This window comes from Nonomuraea sp. WAC 01424, assembly GCF_003947315.1.
GTDB classification, from domain to species: Bacteria; Actinomycetota; Actinomycetes; order Streptosporangiales; family Streptosporangiaceae; genus Nonomuraea; species Nonomuraea spiralis.
This window is the reverse complement of record NZ_QHHZ01000004.1, coordinates 553,764-574,591: the sequence shown is the minus strand read 5'-3', so window position 1 is coordinate 574,591 and position 20,828 is coordinate 553,764. Positions and strand designations below refer to the sequence as shown.

Genomic DNA, 20,828 nt, shown 5'->3' with positions numbered 1-20,828 from the left:
GCCGGCCACCTTCGGGCAGCAGCGGCTTGAGCCGCTCCCACTCCGCGTTGGTTAAGTCACCTCGACCCATAGGCCCATCGTGACGGCCTAGACACGATCAGTCAGCAGATCTAAGAAACAGCTCCTAAGGGCATCACCGCTCAAGCCTTCAGCCGAGGGCTGGGGTGACCCTCATCGTCGGAGGTTCCCAACCCCTGGCTCCCCGGAAACGCGGGCCATGTCGAGAGCCAGATGCGAACGGCGCAGGCGGCCAGTCCTCACCAAGTGGCCCAGGTCGGCGCGAGTGTCATGCATGAGCTGCAGATGGAAGTAGTTCACGTGCTCAAGCAGCGCAAACACCACCAGGGCCGCCCCCGGCCAGACCTGCGCGCCGGAACCGCCCATGACCAGGCCGGCACCCACCACGACAGCCCCCGCCACCAGCAGGCCGACATTGATCCGAGAAATCATGCGATACATCGCCATCCCTGCCGGAACGGGTGCTCGCGAAGAGAGTTGGGCGAACTTCAACCACCAGTACACACCGCCCTCAGCCAAGACGAGCAGGACCAGCACAAGCCCTGCCGAGTTGGCCACGGTCAGGGGCATGCCCAGCAAGCCGGTCAGCACCCCGGCGATCAGCGGAATGTTGACGAACTCCAGAACTGCCAGAGTCTTCGTTCGGCGAAGCACGGACGCACGGGGAGAAAGCACGAAGGCCATTCTCTCCGACTTGCGCTGAGCACCGGGTCCAGACCTCCCAGCAGCGCGCGCAAACCGCAGCAATTGGCAGACAGGCATGCAGCGATCCGCCCCAGTTCGCCAGACTGGGCGGCGAGGAACTCCGTCTGATCAGCCCACTTGCCTAACGTGCCCTACGAATTATCGACCCACTGACCAGCCGGAACTGTCAAACCCACGATGACCGTCGGACACGTTCCGGCCGCAAGCGAAGAGCGACTGGACGCGCTGGATGAAGGTGACCGACGCCACCCACATGAAACGACTACTCGGTGATCCAGCCGCAGCTCAGGGTGCCCGAGACCGGAATCGGCGGCGAGGGCGGCATCAAGATCACCTGCAACGACGTCACGGCCTTCCGGGACCTGCATCTCAAGGGCAGTCCTCAGCCTGTGCCGGAGGCGAGATCATCGGCACTCCTGGCGTTGCCAGGGGCATCTCCCGGCCTACCGTGAGGGAGATCGAAGTCAACGACTGAGCAGGTAGCGCCGGGGCGTGGTGCCGACCGTGCGGCGGAAGGCCGCCAGGAACGCGCTCGCCGTGGCGTATCCCACGTCGTGCGCCACCCGGGACACCGGCTGCCCCTCGGCCAGCAGCGGCAGGGCGGCGCGTAGCCGTATCTGCGTGCGCCATTGGTCGAAGCTCATGCCCGTGTCGCGCGCGAACAGCCGCGTCAACGTCCGCCTGCTGACGCCGGCCGCGCGGGCGTGAGCCTCCAGGCTGCGCGAGTCGGCCGGGTGCGCCAGCAGGGCGGCCGCCACCACCCGGACGCGCTCGTCGGTGGGCTGCGGCACGTCGATGGGCCGGGTGGGCAGCGGACGCAGCAGGTCGGGCAGCACCGCCTCGGCGCGCAGCCGCACGTCGTCGGGGAGATCGGTGCGGGCCAGGTACCCGATCAGCTCGGCGAGCAGGCCGTCGACGCCGACCGCTGTCGGCTCGGGCCAGTCCAGCGGGCAGCGCTCCGGCGCCAGGTACAGGCTGCACAACACCGCGTCGCGGGTCGCACCGGTGGCATGGGTGACACCCGCGGGCAGCCACAGCGCCCTGGTGGGAGGCAGGACCCAGTACACCTCGCCGACGCCGACGCTCAGGACGCCGCGCCGGGTCCAGGCGAGCTGGTGGTGGGTGTGGCTGTGCGGGGGGATCCACTCCCCCGAGGCGAGCGGGAAGTGGCCGACGGTGATCGCGCTCATGTCCTCCATGCGACATAGTCTGGCCTCATCGCGGATTGTGGCCAAATGCGGCGGATCATAGCGTCGTCGGATGCCGATGATTGTGTTGTGTCTTGTTCAGTTCATGCTCGTGCTCGATGACACCGTCGTGAACGTGGCCCTGCCCAGCATCCGCGATGAGCTGGGCTTCAGCGCGTCCGGCTTGCCCTGGGTCGTCAATGCCTACTTCCTGGCCTTCGGCGGGTTGCTGCTGCTGTGCGGCCGGCTGGCTGATCTGCTCGGCCGTCGCCGCGCCTTCCTCATCGGGGTGGCGCTGTTCGGGGTGGCCAGCCTGGCCTGCGGGCTCGCGCAGGAACCGTGGCAGCTCGTGATCGGGCGGTTCGTGCAGGGCGGCGGTGCTGCGATGGCCAGCCCTGCGGCGATGTCGATGATCACGTTGCTGTATCCGGGGCCGGAGGAGCGGGCCAAGGCTCTGGGCATCTGGGGCGGTATCGCGGCCCTGGGCGGGACCTCGGGCCTGGTGCTGTCCGGGGCGCTGACCGATCTGGTGTCCTGGCGTGGGATCTTCCTGATCAACCTGCCCATCGTCGCCGTGGCCCTGGCGCTGCTCCCCCGGCTGGTCCCCGAGTCCCGCGCGCCCGGCCGGCGTCGCCTCGACGTTCCCGGCGCGGTCCTGGTCACCGGCGCCGCGGTGTCGCTGGTGTACGGGCTGCTGCGGGCCGGAGAGACCGGCTGGGGCGACCCGATCGTCATCGGCGCCGTCGTGCTGTCCACTGCCTTGGCGGCGGCGTTCCTGGTGGCCGAGTCGCGGGCGGCGGCACCGCTGGTGCCCGCATCGTTCCTGGCCTCGCGGACGCGGGCGGTGGCCAACGGCGCGACCCTGCTGTTCTCGATGGCGATGTACGCGATGTCGTTCCTGCTGATGATCCAGGTGCAGACCGTTCTGGGCTACAGCCCGCTCCTGGCCGGCATCGCCTACCTGCCCTACGGCGCCGGCATCCTGGCGGGCATGTGGCTGTCCTCCCGCATCTCACTCAGGATCGGGACACGCTGGGCGCTCCTGCTGGCGTTCCTGGTCAACATCGCCGGCGTGCTGCTGCTGTCCGGCGTGGCGGCGGGCGACTCCTACGTCGCCCACGTCCTGCCCGGCATGCTCATACTGAGCGTGGGCAACGGGCTGAGCCTGCCCGTCATGGCGGTGGCCGCGGTCGACGGCACCACCGAGGAGGACGCCGGTCTCGGCTCGGCCCTGTTCACCTCCGTCCAGCAGATCGGCGGCGCCATCGGGGTGGCCGCGCTGGCCATCATGGGCTACGCCGGCGGGCTCATGGCGGGCGCGGTCTGCGTGGCGCTCGGCGCCGTACTCATCGCCGTGCTGCTACCCTCGCGGGTCAGCGGCCCGCAGCAGCCGGCTGGACATGGAGCCGGCGGCCAAAGCAAGCCGACAGCCGCTCCCCGGCTCTGAGAAGTCGCAGCTCCGCCCAAATCCGCAGGACGCGCCAGGGCCACCCGGGGACAGAAACGCGTGCGACACGATGATCAGTCGTGCTCCTTCACCTGGCCTGCCTCTCCGTGCCGAACACGTTCGCCGCGCTGTGGTTGCCGCCCCTGAGCGGTCGGGACAAGGACATGGTGATACGCGCCCTGCGCCACCAGATCACCGTCCTCCAACGCCAACTCGGCGCCGACAGCGGAGCGAAATTCGCACCCGAGGACCGGGCCCTTCTCGCCGCGCTTGGGCTACCGGCGGGTACATGGTGAGCTCGCCACACTCGGCATCAAAGTCACGCCGTCCACAGTCTGGGAGATTCAAGCAAGAAGGCATTGATCCAGCACCCCAGCGGGCGTCCACCACATGGGCCGACTTCCTGCGCTCCCGAGCCCACGCTCTGCTCGCCTGCGATTTCATCGAGACCGTCCACTTGAACGGGCATCCAGGCCGTACTCACCGGCATCCGGATGCCGCGCGTGAATTCCATCATGGAGCGGTGGGTGCAGTCCTGCCGCCGTGAACTCCTCGACCGCTGCCTCCTGTGGAACGAACACCACCTGCGGCATCCTCCACGAATACTCACATGCCGCTTGACCTGCACGGATGGAATTATCGGCAGGCGCAGGTCCAGCAGGACGTCAGGAAGGTACGGAAGAGGGCGGGTGCTCTCCCGCCCCGAAAGCCCCGGATGTCATCGGATCTGGGAGAAGCGCACACAAACCGGTGACAGATGCCTCTGGGCAACCCCTGGCCGGGCTGCCTAGTTTCTTGAACGGAACCGTCTCCGTGAAGGGAGCATCGTGCGTCCGCTCACACGTTCGGTCATCGCCGCCGCAGTGCTCGCGGCGCCCCTCCTGGCAACCCCCGCCGCCCACGCCGAAGGCTCCTACGAGTGCTTCTTCGGCAGCATCACCCCTGGTCAGTACGGCTACCACCTCTCCGGCAACCCGTGCGACGGCACCGGATACGCCAACGTCGTGATCACGGTACGGTCCGGCTCGGCCGCCGGAACCCACCGCTGCGGCACCGCCTTCTCCTGGAACGGCTTCCTCGGCGCCGACGGCTGCAGGAAGGAACCCCTGTGAAGCCCCCGCCGCACGCCAACGGATCCTCGGGCGTGGGCCCGGGCAGCTTCGTCCGCCAACCCTCGAAGACTCCGGAGGGAAGCATCATGCGCCCCGTCCGAACGCTCGTCCTCGCCCTCGTCGCGGCAGCGCTCCTGCCCGCGACGGCGGCCGCGGCCCAGGAGCGTGTGTATGACTGCGCCCAGGGCTTCTGGTCACTCAACCCCTACCGCGGAGGGATCGACATCCTCGCCGGCGGCTGCACGGGACCGGCGTCGGGCACGGAACCGGCCTACGTCACGCTCCGGTCCGGGATGCCCTCGCCTCCCAAGACGTTCCTGTGCCCGTCGGCCGCGTATGTCAACGGCACCGTGGTCGCGTCGCAGTGCGCCCACGAGCCGCCGGCCTGACACCGGAAGCCCATACACGGGGTCAGTCCTGCGCCGGCTGGGGGTGGGCGTGTTCGTGGACGAGGGTCTGCGCGCTCAGGACGCAGGTGGCGAGGACGACGAGAACGGCGCCGGTCCACGCGGCGGCGGCGGTGGCGTCTCCGGCGGCGCTGCCGGTGACGACGCCCAGGGTGATGACGGACGTGTGCACGGTGTCGACCAGCCCGCCCGCTCCGGCGACTTCGACGACGCGGGCGACGAGCGCGGGGTTCCAAGTCGCAGGAGGCCACCCGCACCTTCGGCCTCGACGTCTCCTGCGCCCCCCGGCCGCGAGCTGCAGCGGTTCAACGGCGACATCCCGCAGTTCGACAAGGACGGCAGGCCCGCGCTGGTGCCCGGCCGGGTGGACGCGCTTCATGACGTTCTACCTCGACACCACCATCGACAACTTCGAGGACTTCTACGGCAAGGTCGTCGATCCCGAGTGGCTGGAGCGCAGCAACGAGCCCAACGCCCTCGCGCTCCTTCGGGCCCGCCAGAGCGACCGCAAGCCTCCGTGCCGGCGGATCCTGCACCGGGTCATGGCCGCCCAGAAGATCGCCAGCTCGTACGCGCTGATTCGGCGGCTGGAGCCGTACCCTGGGGGGCGCGGTGCTCGGCGCGGCCGAGCTGCCGGTCAAGGTGCAGGCCGTCGTCAACGCCCGCTTCCCCACCTTCACCCCCTACGTCTCCGACATCGTGGCCCTGCCGGCCGGCTACCACCCGGCCGCCGCGCCGGTCCCCGCGCCGGCCCGCGCCTTCCTGGTGGCGGGCGGCTGCGACCGGGTGGTGGACGTGCCGTACACCTCCGCGGACAGCAACCGGCCGCTGACGCTGTGGGGGCTGAACGGCGGCGACCACCGGCTCTTCCGGCTCCGGCCGACGGGCGGCGGCGCGCGGCCGGAGGCCCAGGAGTGGACGGGCGCCGTCCACCAGACCTGGCGGCTCCGCCCTCTCACCACCGGCCGGTGGTGACCCGGTGAGCGGGAGACGGGGGCCGGCGCCACACCGTCACGGGCCGATTCCGCCGCGCGCCCGAGGTGGCGACGTCCCCGGCTCTCAGCGCAGCGACTGGGCGGAGCGGAACAGGCCGGTGGGGTCGTAGGCAGCCTTGATCTCCCGCAGGCGCGGGAGGTTGTCGCCGTAGTAGGCCCGGGCCCAGTCCTCCAGGTCGGCGTCCGGGTAGTTGGGGTAGACCCCGCCGGACGACCAGGGCGACACCCGTTCCCACGACTCGCGCAACCACGCGTGCGCCTCCCGCCGCCGCTCGTCGCAGGCGCGGAAACCGACCTGGACGGCCTGCTTGAGCATGAACCGCGGGCCCCGGTGGACGAACGCGGTCGCGTCGGAGGCCGGGCGGCCGATGGCGCCCGCCCACGGCACGAACTCCAGGTCCCGGATCTCGCCGCGCACCCCGGCGGCGGCCAGCCGGTCCAGCAGGTCCTCGACGACCGTACGCGGCAGGAGGCCGTCGAAGAAGCCCGACTTGTTCAGGCGCAGCCCGGGCCGCTCGCCATACGGCAGCTCGGTGACGGGGCCCTGCCCGCCGTCGGCGTAGGAGTGGTGGCAGGCGGCCGCCGCGCCCTCCAGCCGGGTGAGCCGCAGGCGGCCCGGCGGCGCGAGCGCGTCGACGACCTCGGCGGCCCGCTCCTCGGGGGCGGCGACGACGCCGAAGAGGACGGCCTGCGGTGGCTCGTCCGGCTCGTCCCCGGAGATGACGGCGATCTCCAGGTTGACCTCGTCCGGCGCTTCGGGCGCCCAGCGCTGCCAGGCGTCGATGAGGTCGGCGGCCCGCTCGAAGTCGCAGACGGCCTGAACAGCGGTGACCGGCACGATGGGGCGGGTGCGCAGCGTCATCCGGGTGACCACGCCGAAGTTGCCGCCACCGGCCCCGCGCAGCGCCCACAGCAGATCGTCGTCCGCCTCGACGCGCGACCCGTCGGCCAGGACCACCCGCGCCGCGAGCAGGTGGTCGGCGCCGAGCCCGTGCAGGCGGCTGAACACTCCGTATCCGCCGCCCAGGACCGCTCCGGTGACGCCGACCGCCGGGCACCAGCCGCAGGGCACCATGCGCCCGTGCTCGGCCAGGCGCCGGGCCAGCTCGCCGATCCGCACGCCGGGGCCCACCCGCACGCTCTCGGCGCCGACCTCGATCTCGTTCGCCGCGCTGAGATCGACGAGCAGGCCGGTCGTGGAGGAGTGCTCGGCGAAGCTGTGTCCACCGCCGCGCAGGGCGAACGGCATGCCGCGGGCGCGGACGAGCTCAAGGACGCCGACCACGTCCGCCTCGCTGGCGCAGCAGGCCACGGCGGCGGGCAGCTTCTCGGTGAGCGTGCCGAGGAAGGGCTTGCGCCTGGCCTGGTAGCCGGGCTCGCCCGGACGGATCATGCGTGGGCCGGTCATCGACGTGCCGGCTTTCCGGTCTGCAACGCGTACAGCTCGGCGTAGCGTCCCCGCAGCGCCAGCAGTTCCTCGTGGACGCCCTCCTCGGCCACGCGCCCCTGGTGCAGCAGGTAGATGCGATCGGCATGGCGTACGCTGGTCAGCCGGTGCGTGATGAGCAGGATCGTCCGTTCTCCAGCGATCGCGCGGAGGGTCTCGTAGACGGCGTACTCCGCCTTGGCGTCCAGCGGTGCGGTCGGTTCGTCCCAGATCAGCAGGGCGCCGTCCCGGAACAACCCGCGGGCCACGGCCAGGCGTTGCCACTGGCCCGCCGACAGCTCGTGGCCGCCCTTGAAGTGTTTGGACAGCAGGGTGTGCCATCCCGCGGGCATGCCCGCGACGACGTCCTCGGCTGCGGCGAGCGAGGCGGCCTCGCGCAGGGCGTGGTCTTCCGGGTCCGGGCGGTCGTGGCGGCCGATGCGGACGTTGGTCCGGGCGTCGTGCGGCCAGCGGACCGGGTGCTGCGGGACCAGCACGACCTGGTCGGCCAGGGTACGCGGGTCCAGGAGGGCGGTGTCGATCCCGTCCCATCGCATGGTTCCGCTGGTCGGCTGGTAGAGCCCGGCGAGGAGCCTGGCCAGTGTGGTCTTGCCCGAACCGTTCTCGCCGACCAGCGCGATCGTCTGCCCGGCGCGGATGGTCAGGTCGATGTCGCACAGCACGGGAGTTCGCCTGCCGGGGTAGGCGAAGCCCACGCCGCGCAGGGTGACGCACTCTGGGGAACGCGGGACCGGTGCGCCGGACGCCGGTCGTTTCCTGGCGTCGGCGTCGGTGAGGAAGTCCTGGTAGTCGGCCACGTACAGGGACTGTTCGAACAGCTGGTTGGCGGCCTGGGTGAGCTGCCGCAGCGCCGCGGCGGCCACCCTGACGGCGATCACCGCGGTGCCCGCCGCGGCCGGCGCGATCCAGCCGGCGTGCAACATCAGACCGAGTACGGCCAGCACCCCGGCCAGGGCGAGGCCGGCCAGCGCGCGGCCCGCGGTCCTGCCCCGCGCCATGGACACCCCGACCCGGGTCTCCCTCTCCTTCAGCACGTCCGCCACCTGCCGGTACTCGGCCAGCACGTACGGCTCGGCCTGGCAGGCGCGCAGCTCGGCCGCCGGTTCCCGCTCGGTGGACAGCTCGGCGAGCATCTGCACCCGGCGGTTCAGCGTGACCATGCTCCGCATGCCGGCGTACCCGCGCCGCGCGACCGTCAGCACCGCCCAGGCCTCCGGGATCATGCCGGCCACGAGCAGCGGCACCAGCAGGGGGTGCAGGACGGCCAGCCCGGCCACCGCGGCCGTCACTCCGCAGACGGCGCCGAGCAGGTCGATCGTGTTGCCGACCGCGCGGTCGAGGTGGAACAACCCGCGGTCGCGGGCCCGGTGCAGGCCGTCGTAGAAGTCGGCGTCGTCGAAGTCGGCGAGCTGCACGTCCAGGGCGGCGGCGAACAGCCGTTCCTCGGCGGCCCGGCGCAGCGCCGGTTCCAGCCGCGCCCTGGCCAGCTCCACCGCGGCTTCGGCCGCCGCGCGCAGCGCCAGGATCCCGGCGACCAACGCCAGGCCGGGGGCGGCCGCCACGAGCCGGTCGGGCGCGGCGCCTGACGCGAGCAAGTCGTCCAGCACGGCCACGCTCGTCAGCAACCCGGCGGCCGTCGCGGCGCCCGAGGCGAGTTGAAGGACGAGGATGGCGATCGCGGACCGGCGCCCGCTCCGCCAGATGAGCCGCAGCACCGGCACGGTGACCGCCAGCAGTTGCCGCGGCGTGCGGCGGGATCCGTCCGGCTGGTCGAGGTGCCAGTAGGGCGTGACGAGCTCCTCGTCCGCCTTCTCGTCCACGGGGCTCACGCCAGGTCCGGCAGCAGCACGGACGGCAGTGCGCATTCGGGGTGCATGCGGAGCAACTGGTAGGACACTCCGCCCAGGCCGGGCAGCAGGCCCGGCGCGAAGGCGTCCCTGGCCAGGCCGCTGACCGGGCCGTTGGTCTCCAGGCTGCCCAGGATGACGGCGTCCAGCCGGTCCCGCTCGACCGGTGCGACGCCGGCGGCACGGGCCTGCTCGATCGTCTCCCAGCAGCCGAGATCGCCGTGGCAGAGCGTGTGGTTCCAGCCGATCCCGTCGGCCCAGCAGGAGGCGGCGGCGCCCGCGGCCCTGTCGCGCCACAGGGTGCCGCCCTCGCGGGCCAGCCGGTCGGCGGCGACGAGCCCGATCCCGCCGGCGCCGTGGCACCACGCCTTGGCGGCGAAGCCGTCGTTGCGAAGGTCCAGCCAGCCGCGCTGCTCGGCGTCGTAGAGGGTGTCCTCGTAGGCGAAGGCGGCCTCGGCCAGCTCTCTCATGCCCTCGTGGTCACCGGGGGAATCGGCGAGGCGCGCCAGGGCCCAGCCGATGCCGCTCGCGCCGTGCGCCAGCCCCCCGAGTCCCTGCGGGAAGCGGAGGCTCGGCCAGCACACCCCGCCGGGGCGGCGCTCCGCCAGCCCCGCGAGGCGCTTGCCGATCGTACGGGACAGCCGGGCCCAGCTTGCTTCGCCGGTCTCCCGGCTCAGCAGGAGGAGGGGAACGATCGCCCCCGCCATCCCTGACAGCAGGTCGTAGCTGTCGTCGGCCTCGATCGAGTCCGGCAGCAGTCCGGCCAGAACGCGGGCGCGCTGGAGCGCTTCCTCCCCGACGACGCCCAGGGAGCGCAGCAGCAGCCAGCTCCAAACCTGCGAGGCGATCCCGAGGTAGGCGCCGGGAGGCTCCGGCCGCAGGCGTATCCCTTCCCGCCGCCTGGCGGCGTCGCGATCCTCCATGGCGCGGATCGTGCGCAGGACCGCTTCCAGGAGCCCTTCCAGTTCCGCGATCGGCTCGGCCCTGCCGTCCGCGGCTTCCCGGATGTAGGCGCTCAGCAGGATCGCCAGGCCGTGGGCTCCGCCGTACAGGTCGAGCGACAGCGGCTGCACGGCCCAGCCGGTGAGGTCGAGCACGGGCGTGATCCACGTGACCGTGCCGTCCGCACCGCGCACGGCGCTGTCCAGGACCTCGCGGAGGATGCCGGCGGCCGCCGCGCGCCGCCTGGGCTCCAGTCGTTCGGTACGGACGAGGCCGGGCGGGAGCCGTTCGAGGTCCGGCATCCAGCCCTCGTTGAGGTACGCGCTGACCAGAGCCGCCTGAGCCACCGCGCGGTCCAGGCCGTGGTCGCGTTCCCGCCAGCGGGCCACCGCACCGGCGACCAGATCGTCCTCCGGGCCGCACCTGGTGTCGGCGGGGCCGCGGAGCATGCCGACGCGCGGCGTGGTGTCGAACATCGGGATGTCACCGTGGCACAGCTCGTCCACCTCCGCGGCGATGATCGCGGCGTCGCCGGGAGCCCCGGGGACGTTCTCCGACATCTTCGCCAGCAGCCGGGCGGCCTTCGCGCGGGCGTCGGCCTCGTCGTGGAGCGCGGCCGGATGCCACAGCATGCGCGCCAGCTCGGCGTACGACTCGGTGGAGCGCAGCACCGCGCGGACGGGACAGTCGGCGAACGGCGCCAGCAGCGGCTCCAGCTTGCCCGACCGGTCCAGCTCGGTCAGGCGGTCGTCGAGCTCGTCGAGGCCGGCGATGATCAGGTCCCAGTACCGGCCGAGCACCGGCTCCGGGCTGGGATGGTTGGCCGCCGGCGGCAGCGTCACCCGCTCGGTGCCCATCCTGGGGCTGTCGGTGCCCGCGTCGAGGACCACCGGCAGTTCGATCTGCGGCTGCTGGCCCGCCGCCGCCCCCGCCGCCGACATGTCCACGCCTCGCCAGCCCAGGGCCACCCCTCGTCCCGGGAGCAGCCCGATGCCCAGCACCGAGCTGTTGACCAGCTCCACTGCCATGTCGAAGGCCTGGCCGTACCCCGAGGGACGGGCCTTGGCGTGCGGGGCGAACAGGCTCTCACAGTCGACGACCACGGGGTGCGGCCCGGCGGCGATGAGGTTCTCGGCGTGCAGGTCGTTGCCGCCGAGCAGGCGCATGAGCGCCAGCCAGTGGCCCATGCCGCGGTAGAACGCGCCCAGTTCCTCGGCGTCGCCGCAGTGGCGGTGCCCGACGTGCTCGGCCCAGCCGTACCCCTGCCTGGTCACGACGGCGGGCACCCGCATGGTCGAGACGCCGAGGTGCGTGAGCAGGTCGGCAAGCGCCGCGTCCACCGCCAGCGAGCGCGGCTTGTAGACCACCCGTCCGTCCCCGCCGTGCAGCACGACGACCGTCTGCCCGCCCCGGTGGCTGTCGCCGGCGCCGAACTCGACGCGGTCGAGCTCGCCCGACGGCGCTCCTCGAAGGGAGACCAGCATCGCGCGGTCCTCGGCGAAGCGTTCGGCCAAGCGGAACGCGGCGGCGCATCGATTGCGGATGATCGTCGTGAGCCTCGGCATCATGCCGGGGTAGAGCACCGCCAGATCGTTCCAGAATGCCGGTTGCGCCACACTTCGCTGCCACTCCCGCCAGCGGGCGGCGGGGTCGGCGGCGGTCAGGCGCCCGGACAAGCGGGCGGCGTTCACCTCCAGCACCAGCACCCTGGTGATCTTGCGGCGAACCTCCTCCTCGACGGACAGCGCAGCGCCTGACAGGACGGCGCTGCGCTCGGCCGGCGCAAGACCGGTAAGTGCGCGCAGCCGGGCCCCGAGGTCGGTCAGTGCGGGTCCGATCAGCGGGTCCAGCGGAGGGTCGAACTCACCGGCCATGCGCTCCGCCCCTGCTCAGCAGCACTGATAGGTTCTGGAACCCGAGCAGGCGGTCCCGCATCTGCCGGAGCCGCCCGGCCCCGTCATGGTGATCTCCGACTCGACGTACATGCCGGGCATCAGCGGGCCTGCCGGGCTGTCCGGGTCGTCGCCCGCCCTCCAGGCGGCGATGATCTCCTCGGCCCTCTCGAGGGTGACGGTCATGTTCGCTCCCTTCTCGAATCTGGCACCATGATTCGGGGTCGACGCAACGCCTGATAGGCCTCATAACTGCGCACTTGACGACAGATAGTGGATATGAGATAGACAGGCGTGATCACCGTTTCTGCGGTAGATGATGACCAGATGCTCATCGACGGGCTGGCCGCCTGGCTTGCGCACGTTCCCGACGTACGGCTGACCGGATGGGCCGCCTCCGTCGCCGAGCTGCTCAGGACCGAGCCGTCCCCGGCCGTCGTGGTGCTGCTCGAGGCGCGGCTCGCCGACGGCTCCGACCCGGTCGAGAACGTATGCGCGCTGGTCCTGCGGCGGCGGCGGGTGCTCGTGATCAGCGCGATGCCCGGCGGCAGCCTGGCCAGGCGGATGATCGAGGCGGGAGCCGGCGGATACCTCACCAAGAACCACAGGCTGGAGACCCTGCTGTCCAAGGTCAGGGAGCTGGCCGAGGAGAAGATGGCCTGTCCGCCCGGCCCCGCGGCGGACCACACGACCGGGCGGGATTGCGCCCGTCCCGTCCTGTCCCCTCAGGAGCACGCGGTGCTGCTCGCCTACGCCTCCGGAATGACGCTCGCCGCGGCGGCGCGCAGCGCCGGAGTGCGGCCCGGAACCGCCAAGAACTACCTGGAACGTGTCAAGGAGAAGTACCGGAAGGCTGGGCGCCCGGCGTACACGAAGCTGGAGCTCGCGATCCGGCTGAGAGAGGACGGCCTGGCCACCTGACCCTTGTCGCCGTTCGTACGGCACCGCACGTCTCAGTACCGGACGGGCGGCGGCCCCGCACCGAGCTGCCAGCGGAACGGGGCGAGGTCCGGCTCGACCCAGCCGGTCCTGGCCGGGTCGCTTGCCAGCGTCGAGGACCGGTAGAAGCGGGCTAGCAGCTTCTTGTCGAGCAACGCGGGGTTCCGATCGGCGAACGCGTCGAAGTCGGCGGTGTCCGACTCTCCGGCGTGGTGGCCCACCAGCTCGACCCAGGCCCGACTGACGGTGGCGTTGTACTTCTGCGGTGCGCCCGCGTAGCGGGCGGTGCGCTGGATGCCGTCGCTGACCAGGTCGACCGCCGCTGAGGTGCCGTAGCCGCGGACGGCCAGCCAAGTCAGCTGGACGTGCTGGCGATGCCCGAACCGCTCGGCGGTCGCCATCACCTCCCCCATCAACTCGGCGAACGGCGAGGACTCCTCGTCCGTGCCGTTCGCGCCGTGGCCGTCGTGCGGAGGCCGGCGCAGGCGCTCCTGTGGGCCGGTCAGAGTCTTGGGCAGCCCGTTGAGGTGTGCCGCGTGGCCGGAGTGCTGGCCATGGTCGTGTGTGGTCATGACCCTTCCTTGATCAGTGCGTCCAGAACGGCGTAGAAGCCGGCGACCGCTCCGGCGGGCAGGCCCTCCAGCGCGCGGTTCTCGACGTCGGTCAGCGTCTGGGTGATGACGGCGGCCGCCGCGCGCCCGGAGTCGGTCAGTTCGATGAGCACCGAGCGGCGGTCGCCTGCGCGCGTGCCGCGGGTGATGTGACCGCGGCGTTCCAGCCGGTCCAGCACGCTGGTCAGCGTCGTGGGGCGGGCCCCGACCGCGGCCCCCAGTTGGGAGACGGTGCGGCCATGACCGTCGGCGAGGTTGGCCAGTGCGTTGATCTCGGAGGCGGTCAGGTCGAGGTCGACAAGTTCAGTGGAGATCAGGTGCAAGGTGGCGTGGGTGGCGCGCTGCAAGGCCAGCAGCGCCGACCGGTCCAGTGGTACGGATTCGTACTTCACGATTTCGGATATTACGATATCGTGGTATTCATCGCAAGACGCCGGCACCGCGCTCCCCCGCAGCGCCGCGAACCATGCATCGTGTTCGATCGTTGTCCGAGTGTTGCCGATTCCAAGGGGGCCGCGGTGGAGCAAGTCTTCGAGTACCTACCCTTGCTGTTCGTGGGGTTCGGCGCCGTGATCGCGCTGGTGTCGGTCAGGGGGATCGTGAACGGCAGGCGGTTCGTCCGCGGGGCGCGGCGGGTGCCGGGCGTGGTCACCGACGTGGCCACCACGTTCACCGGACGTGGTGAGCATCTGAGGGCGAGCCGGCGTCCGGTGCTGGCCTTCACGACCGTGGAAGGGCGGGAGGTGACCACCGAGTCCTGGGCCGAGTCGCAGCTGGGCATCGGCAGGGAGACCGACGTCCTCTACACCCCTGAGGACCCGACGAAGGCCGCACCCGTCGGCGCCGTCGGCGTCGGCGGCGGTTACGGCGGCATCGTCATCGGGCTCATCGCCGCCGTCGTCGGCCTGGCCCTCTTCGCCGCCCTCTCCGGACATTTCAGCCCGTCCAGCGGCATGGAGAACGGCTGCCGGATCGAGCACGCCGACGGCACCTCCGAGCCCGTCGACTGCCCTCCGGGCCTGGATGTCGACTGACGCGGCCGCCGGCAGCGCCATCGCTCTCCGCCGCAACGAACACCCGGGGTCGTGTGCCGGGGTGTTGTGCAAGGCTCGGAGGTGGTGCTCTTACAAGCTGATCACGCTAGATCCCGACAGACTGCACGTCGGTCACATAACTCGCAACATGGACAGCCTGGGATGCTGTTGCGACCCACACCGCCAGGATGAAGACCACGGGACGCAGATTGGAGCGCCGCGCACATCCAGGCCATCGACGCCCGGCGGGAGGAACTGCGCGCTGAGCCGGCACGACGCCAGGCTGACCACGCACGGGAGCGGAACCGCCTGACCGGCGAGCGCGACCAGGCCGGCCAGGAGCTGGTGGCCCAGCGCTCGGCCTGCGACACGTTCCGCCCTCAACTGGCCGAGACCACCACCGCACGCGTCGCCGCAGCGCGAGCAGACGGCATGCACGAACGGCTGGCCGACCTGCGCGCGCTGCTGGCGGCGGCCGACGTCACACTCCCGGAGATCACCGAGCTGGACGACGGCGCCCTCGGCGTGGCGCTGCCCAACGGCGACGGCGTCGTGCTGCGCGGGGAGCAGATCTCCCTCGACTTCGGAACACACCACCGAGGCTTCGACGCCGACACGGCGCCTGCTGTGGTCGGCGCGCTCCTGGCCATGGCCGCCTATCGCGCCCGCCGCCGATGAGCAGGAGCCCGGCCGAGGGCCCCACGGTCGATCAAGCGGGTCTTCACGACCGAGCTTCCCTGCGGGTGGCCGCCGTCACCGCCGCCCAGGAGCAGCGCCGGAAAGCCCATGGACCCTGTACGCGGCCGACGGCACGAGCCCCGTCGACTCCTTCCTCCAGGACCTCCGCTGAAGGGTCGCCATCACCGCGCCCCCACGACCCACTACCGGAAAGAGGACCACCAACTGGTCGGCGCAACGGGCCAGGGTCCCCGCCCCACTGACCCACACCTACCTGGAGCACTCCCCCGCCCCATCACCCCACCACGTGGAGCCGGGAGGGATGCCTCGCCATTCTCGGAGGGGAAGTTCGCCCTACCTGAATAGGGGAACTCCGGTTCCGAGGTGGGCCGTTGATCGTCAGGACTGCGATATGCCGACAAATCCTGAAAGTGGGTCCCTTGTCGCCGACCGCCCTACGCCTCTCCTGCGTCTCCCTGGCGGCACTCCTCCTCGCCGCAGGATGCTCCGCCTCATCCCCTCCCCCCGGGCAGACCGTCCAGCCCCCGCAGGCATGGAGCGGCGACTCCTCGGCAGACGACACGGAAGACGCAGGAGAGGACCGCGTCGAGGTCTGCGTCCGCAAGGCGACCCGGGTCCGCGCCGCCGACAAGCACTGCGAGAACGACAGATCCGGTTACGGCTGGTACTACCTCCCGCTGTCCCGCCAGATCCCCGCGGTCGGCAAGAAGGCCGCGAAGGGCTCCTTCTTCTCGAACGAGAACTCCGCATGGTTCAGGGCGCGCCCACGCGGTGGCAAGGGCAGCAAGGCGATCGTCGAGCAAGAGCCCCCGAACGTCACCGACGACGACGGCGGTTCGACGCCGTCGTGGAACCGCCGCTGCACGGCCTGTGCCAGGAAGTCCACAGGCCGCCGCCGCTAGGCTCCGAGGTGTTGGAATGCAGCCGGGAAGGGATCCGATCATCAGCAGCGACTTTGCCTCTCCGCCGGCGGACCGGTCACGGCCGGCGCGCCGGCGCGTCACCGAAGCGGCCGTCCTGAGCGACCACGACCAGAGCCCGGCCGAGGTCGCCCAATGGACCTGCCCGCATGGGCGGCATGCCGGCCATGGCTGCGTCGCCTGTTACCACGCCTGTGCCGACGCAGATCCGGCACATCTGCAATGGGAGGTCGCGGCGTGGTTCACCACCGAGCGGCCGATCCCCATCAGGGCGTTGCAGGACGTGCACCGCCACGACCGCGGGCTCACGCTGACCCAGCCGTCGACGCCCCTGGTCTACCTTCTGAGCGCACGGGTGAGAGCCGCCCTGGGCGTGGAGGCGGTGGCGGGAGTGGTGGGGTTCCTGGTGCAGAACCGGCACATCGTCGATGCATTCACCGTGACGGAGATCCGCGCCGTCCACTCCTGAACGCCCCCTGCCGGGCGCCCTCGCCGCGGGAGGTGACAGGTTCAACAGCAGGCAGCGGACAGGGCATCCCAACCAGGAGGGGCAGAAGGCGCTGGCGGGCCACTACGCCCTGATGATCGCCGGTGAGCTCGGGCTGCACCTCAAGGCGTCCGACGGGGCGCCTCCACCGGCCAGGGCGGCGGCGGGTCGCCGGGCGGCACCGGCGGCGGAGGAGGAGGCGGCACCAGCACCCCCAACGTGGGCCCGCGTTCGACCATGACCTACGTCGACATCGACCCGCCGCTGTCCCACCCCACGGACCCCGGCCCCCGTCCCACCCCCGCCGACCCGCAACCCTCCCCCGGGACCCCGGAACCGGCGACCCCGCGATGGACCATCTATCCGGTCGACGCCGCCGCGGTGGCGTTGCCGGCCATCACCGGGATGCGCGCCGGCGAACTGGAGAGTCTTATGGTCGGGCGGGTGGAACACACAGCGGCCACTGGGTGATCGGCTTCCGGCTCAAGGGCGGCGCCGTCGTCGTGGTGCACCACCTGAGGTGCTCATGGCGTTGCTGCGGCCGCTGCTGACCAGCCGCAAGCCGAGCGACCTGCTGCTGCGAGCCGGCGCTCGCCGTTCACCAGGCGGAAGTCGGCGTAGACCTGCGTGTGCGCCGGGTCGCTCGCGATGAGTGGCGTCACCGAGCCGTCGGCGAGCGCGACCCGCAGCAGGCTCGCCGCGTACCGCCGGTCGTCGCGGCCGGCCGGGCGACGGTGCAGGCGAGCCGGGTGCCGCCCGGGGAGAAGGCGGCCGAGGCGACCTTGCCCCGGGCGAGGGTGCGGGTCCGTCCGGTGCGGGTGTCGTAGGTCATCAGGCGGCTGCCGCGGGAGCCGTCGTGGTCGGGGATGATGGCGACGTGCCCGGGTCCGGCGGCGGTCACGACGCCGTACGACTTCTCCGGTTTTGCGAGGTGGACGCGCGCCTGGCCGCCGATCAGCACGTCGAACCCGTCACCGGTCCGTACGGTGCTGACGCTCCGGTCGGCGGCGGTCAGGGTGACCGCCGCCGATTGTAATCTCCGACATTTCCCGAGCTGGAATGACATAACCGTCCTTCGGTAGATCGCGGATTTCGCTCCCAAAGCGTGAACCGCGGCCCATGTCGAAGGCACGTCGTCACAATGTCTGACCGGGACCTGTGGTCGTGGGTGGTCTGGGGGACAACGCCGGTGTGACGGAAACGCCCGTCATGCGCGATCGGCGTCCGGGGCGGATGCTGCGTTCGTGAGAGGGAGACCGGACAGCAGGCGGTCACGGAGGACGTCGCCGCGGATGCCGATCTCGGCGAGGTCGTCGGGGCCGGGGGCGCCGCTGATCAGCAGCTCGGGCACGAGAAGCTCGCCGAGAGGGGCAAGCGGCGACGGATCGGCCAGAGCGCCGACAGGGACGTCGGACAGGTCGAGGTAGGCCGGCGCGAGGATCCGGCCGTGGAGGGTACCGGCGACCAGGTCAGGGCAGAACTCTCTCCAGAAGATCGAGACGGTGGTGCGCAGGTCCCCGTGGATCATCACCAGCTTGTCGGTCCAGTCGCCGACGAACGTCTCGGACGTCACGTGGCCGTGCACGATCAGCTTGGCGTCGCCGGCCAGGTAGATGCTCCTCGTCCGCAGGTTCCCCAGGACGATCAGCGCGGCGGAGCCGTCGTCCACGTCGGTGACGTTCCCGTCGACGACCAGGTCGCCGTCAATGATGTAGCCGGTCGCCGCCTCGGGGGTGTCCTCCCGCCACGGCGTGCGCCCGTGCTCGTCGAGCGGGAGTTCGCCGGTCACCGCGGCGGGGCCGGGCACGAGGATGTACTCCTCCTCGTACAGGTTCTGGTACGTCTCCTTCGGCAGGCCGCGCCGCTCGAACAGGTCAACCGCCTCGTCCCAGGCGAGGCAACTCGATCGCATGCGCGCGACCATAGCAACAAAACACCCCAATACCAGCCGACCCGGGCTCCGGGACGGAGGCGCGGCGCAGGAGACATCACTCGCGCTCGCCCGCAGGGCTGATCTAGCAGGTGTAGCTGTCCACCCGGACGCTGGTGGAGTCGCTGATCTTCTCCCACATGGAGCTCAACCCCCTGCGGTCGCGCGTGTAGTTGTAACCGTCCTTGATGTACTTCATGACACAGCCCGCGTCGACCTTGAAGGCGTCGGTGTCGTAGTAGTACGGAAGGTCATCCGTGGCCTCGCCTCTGGCCAGCCACCACATGGCGTTGCGCATGCTCGACTGGTAGCCGTTTGTTACGCATGGCGGCTTTTCTCCGTAGTACGTGGTCGAGCCCGCTTGCCAGCAATTGGCGACGGTGACGTACTTGCTCGAGCCGAAGTTCCAGACGATCCCTCCGCAGCCGGAGTAGTCGCACGTCCCTGCCGTCTCCACGGCGGATGCGTCGGCCGCTTGTGCTGGGACAGCGATCGCGGCGAACGCCGCTGAGGCCAGCATCGCCGCTCCGGCCCGAAGAAGCGTTTTGATCATGTCGGTTGTTCCTTTCACGGGGCTCATCCACGCCGCAAAGCCTGACGATTTCGCAGGTCAATGGGCTGACGGCTCTCATCCTGGGCGTCCGCGAGATTGTCCGGAACCCCGTTTCGCCGCCGCAGACAAACTGACGGCAGTGACCGCGGGCTCGGCCCGGTCGGCGGCGCTCCACGTCCCCGGGCATGCTGGAATGATCGTCGTGGACACGAATCCGTCGATCGATGAGTCCGGGCTCATGCTCGCGATGGAGCAGAATCTCGCCGAGCACGCCTGCCACCTGCACCGGAACCTGGAAGGCGCGTCCGTCACCGAGACCGGCGACCTGCTGATCGCCGACAGCGGCCTGGGCGACGACACCTTCAACATCGTCGCGGCGGCCCGCTTCACCCCGGACACCGTCCAGGCCCGCATCGCGGAGACCGTCGGCACCCTGGCCGCCACCGGCCGCCCGTTCTCCTGGTGGGTGGGCCCGGCCTCGGCCCCGGCCGACCTTGCCGAGCACCTCAAGGCCGCGGGGCTCGAAGCGTCGGAGACCGAGACGGGCATGTGGAAGGACCTGCGCGCGCCCCTCCCTGAAGCGCACGCCGACGGCCTGGACATCCGCCTGGCGACCACCCCCACCCAGCTCGCCGACTACGCCACGGTTCTGGCTGCCAACTGGAACCCGCCCGCCGCCACCGTGCGCCGGTTCTTCGCCGACACCGCGCCCTGGTCGCTCATCGCCGACTGTCCCGCCCGGTATCTGGTCGGATATGTCGGCGAGCGTCCCGTCTGCTCGGCCGAGGTCTTTCTGTACGCGGGCGTCGCCGGGATCTACAACATCGCCACTCTCGCCACCGCACGTCGCCGCGGTTATGGCGGCGCCATCACCCTGGCCACCCTGCACGCCGCCCGCGACGCGGGCTACGAGACCGCAGTGCTGCAGGCCTCCGCCGACGGCGAGCCCGTCTACCGCCGCCTCGGCTTCACCGCCTGCGGCCACTTCACCGAGTACGCCATCTTGCCCTGACACCTGCCCCGGCGCGCGCAGGATCCTGGGTGAGGTTGTGCCGGAGCCTCGTCACTCGCCGAGATCGTCCAGGCGACCGGGCTCAGCCGTTCCAGCCTGTACGCGACCTTCGGCGGCAAGGCCCAGCCGCAGGCCACCGCGCTGGGCCGCTACCTGGAGCGGCGGTCACGACCGGTGTTCGACGCCCTGGCCGCCGACACCCGCGGTGTGCCGGCCATCACCGCGTTCTTCGAGCGACTGGTGGCGGCCCAGTGCGGCGGCGAGCACGCCCGCGGGGGCTGCCTGGTCACCAACACCGATGAGCGGTTTCCGTACTCATGACGAGAGTGACGCGCCCGAGGCGGCCCGGCCGATGCTGGAGGCGGCCAAGCAGGTGGTGCTGATCACGGCCGGCGTGGCCAATGGTTGTGAGTACTGTGTGGCCGCGCACTCCACCCTCGCCCTGCGCGCCCGGGTGCCGGCCGAGGTGGTCGAGGCATTGCGCGCGGACCGGCCGCTGGCCGACCAGGCGCTGGAGGCGGTACGCCGCCTCACCCATGCCATGGTCGTACGGCGCGGCTGGGTGGACGAGGCCGAGATCGAGGCGTTCCTGGCCGCCAGGCGGACCCCGGTGTCGTCCCGTCGAGCCGGCCCATGACGCCGCG

The 20,828-nt window shown here is 71.1% G+C and carries 26 protein-coding genes; 14 read left to right on the top strand and 12 right to left on the bottom strand.

Annotated features, from left to right (window positions below):
- Positions 1-171: 171 nt before the first annotated feature.
- Both DMB42_RS14860 and DMB42_RS14855 read right to left on the bottom strand, forming a co-directional pair.
- Entirely contained in the window at positions 172-702 is a 531-nt protein-coding gene (locus tag DMB42_RS14860) for a hypothetical protein (protein ID WP_125634785.1), read from the bottom strand.
- Between the two features lie 485 nt (positions 703-1,187).
- Complete coding sequence (locus DMB42_RS14855; protein WP_125634783.1) at positions 1,188-1,922, bottom strand: helix-turn-helix domain-containing protein; 735 nt, start codon at positions 1,920-1,922, stop codon at positions 1,188-1,190.
- Positions 1,923-1,983: 61 nt separating this feature from the next.
- Here DMB42_RS14855 and DMB42_RS14850 point away from each other — a divergent pair, with 61 nt between their 5' ends.
- The 4 genes from DMB42_RS14850 (at position 1,984) to DMB42_RS14830 (ending at position 4,858) form a co-directional block, all read left to right on the top strand.
- A complete protein-coding gene (locus DMB42_RS14850; protein WP_312024731.1) occupies positions 1,984-3,357 on the top strand; it encodes an MFS transporter in 1,374 nt (457 codons plus the stop codon).
- A gap of 80 nt (positions 3,358-3,437) precedes the next feature.
- Entirely contained in the window at positions 3,438-3,653 is a 216-nt protein-coding gene (locus DMB42_RS14845; RefSeq protein WP_125634781.1) for a hypothetical protein, read from the top strand.
- 531 nt (positions 3,654-4,184) lie between these two features.
- A complete protein-coding gene (locus tag DMB42_RS14835; RefSeq protein ID WP_125634779.1) occupies positions 4,185-4,469 on the top strand; it encodes a hypothetical protein in 285 nt (94 codons plus the stop codon).
- 86 nt (positions 4,470-4,555) lie between these two features.
- Positions 4,556-4,858, top strand: coding sequence for a hypothetical protein (locus tag DMB42_RS14830; RefSeq protein ID WP_125634776.1), 303 nt, complete (start codon positions 4,556-4,558; stop codon positions 4,856-4,858).
- A gap of 22 nt (positions 4,859-4,880) precedes the next feature.
- On the opposite strand, the gene DMB42_RS14825 is transcribed toward DMB42_RS14830, so the two are convergent.
- Positions 4,881-5,255 carry a hypothetical protein gene (locus DMB42_RS14825; RefSeq protein ID WP_125634774.1) on the bottom strand — a complete coding sequence of 125 codons (375 nt, stop codon included), beginning with the start codon at positions 5,253-5,255 and terminating at the stop codon, positions 4,881-4,883.
- 233 nt (positions 5,256-5,488) lie between these two features.
- On the opposite strand from DMB42_RS14825, the gene DMB42_RS14820 reads away from it, so the two are divergent.
- On the top strand, positions 5,489-5,851 hold the full coding sequence (locus DMB42_RS14820) for an RICIN domain-containing protein (RefSeq protein WP_125634772.1): 363 nt from the start codon (positions 5,489-5,491) through the stop codon (positions 5,849-5,851).
- A gap of 84 nt (positions 5,852-5,935) precedes the next feature.
- Here DMB42_RS14820 and DMB42_RS14815 read toward each other — a convergent pair whose 3' ends face one another.
- Genes DMB42_RS14815 through DMB42_RS14800 form a run of 4 tightly spaced genes read right to left on the bottom strand, consistent with a single transcriptional unit; the run spans position 5,936 to position 12,185 of the window.
- Positions 5,936-7,279 carry an FAD-binding oxidoreductase gene (locus DMB42_RS14815; protein ID WP_125634770.1) on the bottom strand — a complete coding sequence of 448 codons (1,344 nt, stop codon included), beginning with the start codon at positions 7,277-7,279 and terminating at the stop codon, positions 5,936-5,938.
- Positions 7,276-9,138, bottom strand: coding sequence for an ABC transporter ATP-binding protein (locus DMB42_RS14810; protein ID WP_221762147.1), 1,863 nt, complete (start codon positions 9,136-9,138; stop codon positions 7,276-7,278). The genes DMB42_RS14815 and DMB42_RS14810 overlap by 4 nt, the downstream gene beginning before the upstream one ends.
- Positions 9,139-9,143: 5 nt before the next feature.
- Positions 9,144-11,981, bottom strand: a complete 2,838-nt coding sequence (locus tag DMB42_RS14805) for a type 2 lanthipeptide synthetase LanM family protein (RefSeq protein ID WP_125634766.1) — start codon at positions 11,979-11,981, stop codon at positions 9,144-9,146.
- A 15-nt stretch (positions 11,982-11,996) separates the two neighbouring features.
- On the bottom strand, positions 11,997-12,185 hold the full coding sequence (locus DMB42_RS14800; protein WP_125634764.1) for a DUF6229 family protein: 189 nt from the start codon (positions 12,183-12,185) through the stop codon (positions 11,997-11,999).
- A gap of 141 nt (positions 12,186-12,326) precedes the next feature.
- On the opposite strand from DMB42_RS14800, the gene DMB42_RS14795 reads away from it, so the two are divergent.
- On the top strand, positions 12,327-12,920 hold the full coding sequence (locus tag DMB42_RS14795) for a hypothetical protein (protein WP_221762146.1): 594 nt from the start codon (positions 12,327-12,329) through the stop codon (positions 12,918-12,920).
- Positions 12,921-12,952: 32 nt separating this feature from the next.
- Here the strand turns inward: DMB42_RS14795 and DMB42_RS14790 are convergent, their stop codons facing one another.
- The gene (locus DMB42_RS14790; RefSeq protein ID WP_221762145.1) at positions 12,953-13,510 is read right to left on the bottom strand and encodes a hypothetical protein; all 558 of its coding nucleotides are present in this window, start codon (positions 13,508-13,510) and stop codon (positions 12,953-12,955) included.
- Positions 13,507-13,941, bottom strand: a complete 435-nt coding sequence (locus DMB42_RS14785) for a MarR family winged helix-turn-helix transcriptional regulator (RefSeq protein WP_125634760.1) — start codon at positions 13,939-13,941, stop codon at positions 13,507-13,509. Before DMB42_RS14785 ends, DMB42_RS14790 begins: the two co-directional genes overlap by 4 nt.
- A 126-nt stretch (positions 13,942-14,067) precedes the next feature.
- Here DMB42_RS14785 and DMB42_RS14780 point away from each other — a divergent pair, with 126 nt between their 5' ends.
- The 5 genes from DMB42_RS14780 (at position 14,068) to DMB42_RS14760 (ending at position 17,160) form a co-directional block, all read left to right on the top strand.
- On the top strand, positions 14,068-14,583 hold the full coding sequence (locus DMB42_RS14780) for a DUF3592 domain-containing protein (protein ID WP_185844657.1): 516 nt from the start codon (positions 14,068-14,070) through the stop codon (positions 14,581-14,583).
- Positions 14,584-14,928: 345 nt separating this feature from the next.
- Positions 14,929-15,261: a hypothetical protein gene (locus tag DMB42_RS14775; protein ID WP_125634756.1), complete on the top strand. Its 333-nt coding sequence runs from the start codon at positions 14,929-14,931 to the stop codon at positions 15,259-15,261.
- A gap of 392 nt (positions 15,262-15,653) precedes the next feature.
- The gene (locus DMB42_RS14770; RefSeq protein WP_125634754.1) at positions 15,654-16,184 is read left to right on the top strand and encodes a hypothetical protein; all 531 of its coding nucleotides are present in this window, start codon (positions 15,654-15,656) and stop codon (positions 16,182-16,184) included.
- A 16-nt stretch (positions 16,185-16,200) separates the two neighbouring features.
- Entirely contained in the window at positions 16,201-16,671 is a 471-nt protein-coding gene (locus tag DMB42_RS14765) for a hypothetical protein (RefSeq protein WP_125634752.1), read from the top strand.
- A 255-nt stretch (positions 16,672-16,926) separates the two neighbouring features.
- Positions 16,927-17,160 (top strand): hypothetical protein, encoded by a 234-nt coding sequence (locus DMB42_RS14760; protein WP_125634750.1) that lies wholly within the window; start codon positions 16,927-16,929, stop codon positions 17,158-17,160.
- Positions 17,161-17,347: 187 nt separating this feature from the next.
- On the opposite strand, the gene DMB42_RS14755 is transcribed toward DMB42_RS14760, so the two are convergent.
- The 3 genes from DMB42_RS14755 to DMB42_RS14745 all read right to left on the bottom strand — a co-directional run bounded on the left by DMB42_RS14755 (position 17,348) and on the right by DMB42_RS14745 (position 19,172).
- Positions 17,348-17,755, bottom strand: a complete 408-nt coding sequence (locus DMB42_RS14755; RefSeq protein ID WP_125634749.1) for a hypothetical protein — start codon at positions 17,753-17,755, stop codon at positions 17,348-17,350.
- Positions 17,756-17,896: 141 nt separating this feature from the next.
- A complete protein-coding gene (locus DMB42_RS14750; protein ID WP_125634747.1) occupies positions 17,897-18,601 on the bottom strand; it encodes a hypothetical protein in 705 nt (234 codons plus the stop codon).
- 103 nt (positions 18,602-18,704) lie between these two features.
- Positions 18,705-19,172, bottom strand: coding sequence for a hypothetical protein (locus tag DMB42_RS14745; protein ID WP_125634745.1), 468 nt, complete (start codon positions 19,170-19,172; stop codon positions 18,705-18,707).
- 202 nt (positions 19,173-19,374) lie between these two features.
- On the opposite strand from DMB42_RS14745, the gene DMB42_RS14740 reads away from it, so the two are divergent.
- The 3 genes from DMB42_RS14740 (at position 19,375) to DMB42_RS14735 (ending at position 20,821) form a co-directional block, all read left to right on the top strand.
- Positions 19,375-20,184, top strand: a complete 810-nt coding sequence (locus DMB42_RS14740; RefSeq protein WP_260477685.1) for a GNAT family N-acetyltransferase — start codon at positions 19,375-19,377, stop codon at positions 20,182-20,184.
- A gap of 174 nt (positions 20,185-20,358) precedes the next feature.
- Complete coding sequence (locus tag DMB42_RS53200) at positions 20,359-20,505, top strand: hypothetical protein (protein WP_185844656.1); 147 nt, start codon at positions 20,359-20,361, stop codon at positions 20,503-20,505.
- A complete protein-coding gene (locus DMB42_RS14735) occupies positions 20,483-20,821 on the top strand; it encodes a carboxymuconolactone decarboxylase family protein (protein ID WP_125634743.1) in 339 nt (112 codons plus the stop codon). The genes DMB42_RS53200 and DMB42_RS14735 overlap by 23 nt, the downstream gene beginning before the upstream one ends.
- Positions 20,822-20,828: the final 7 nt, after the last annotated feature.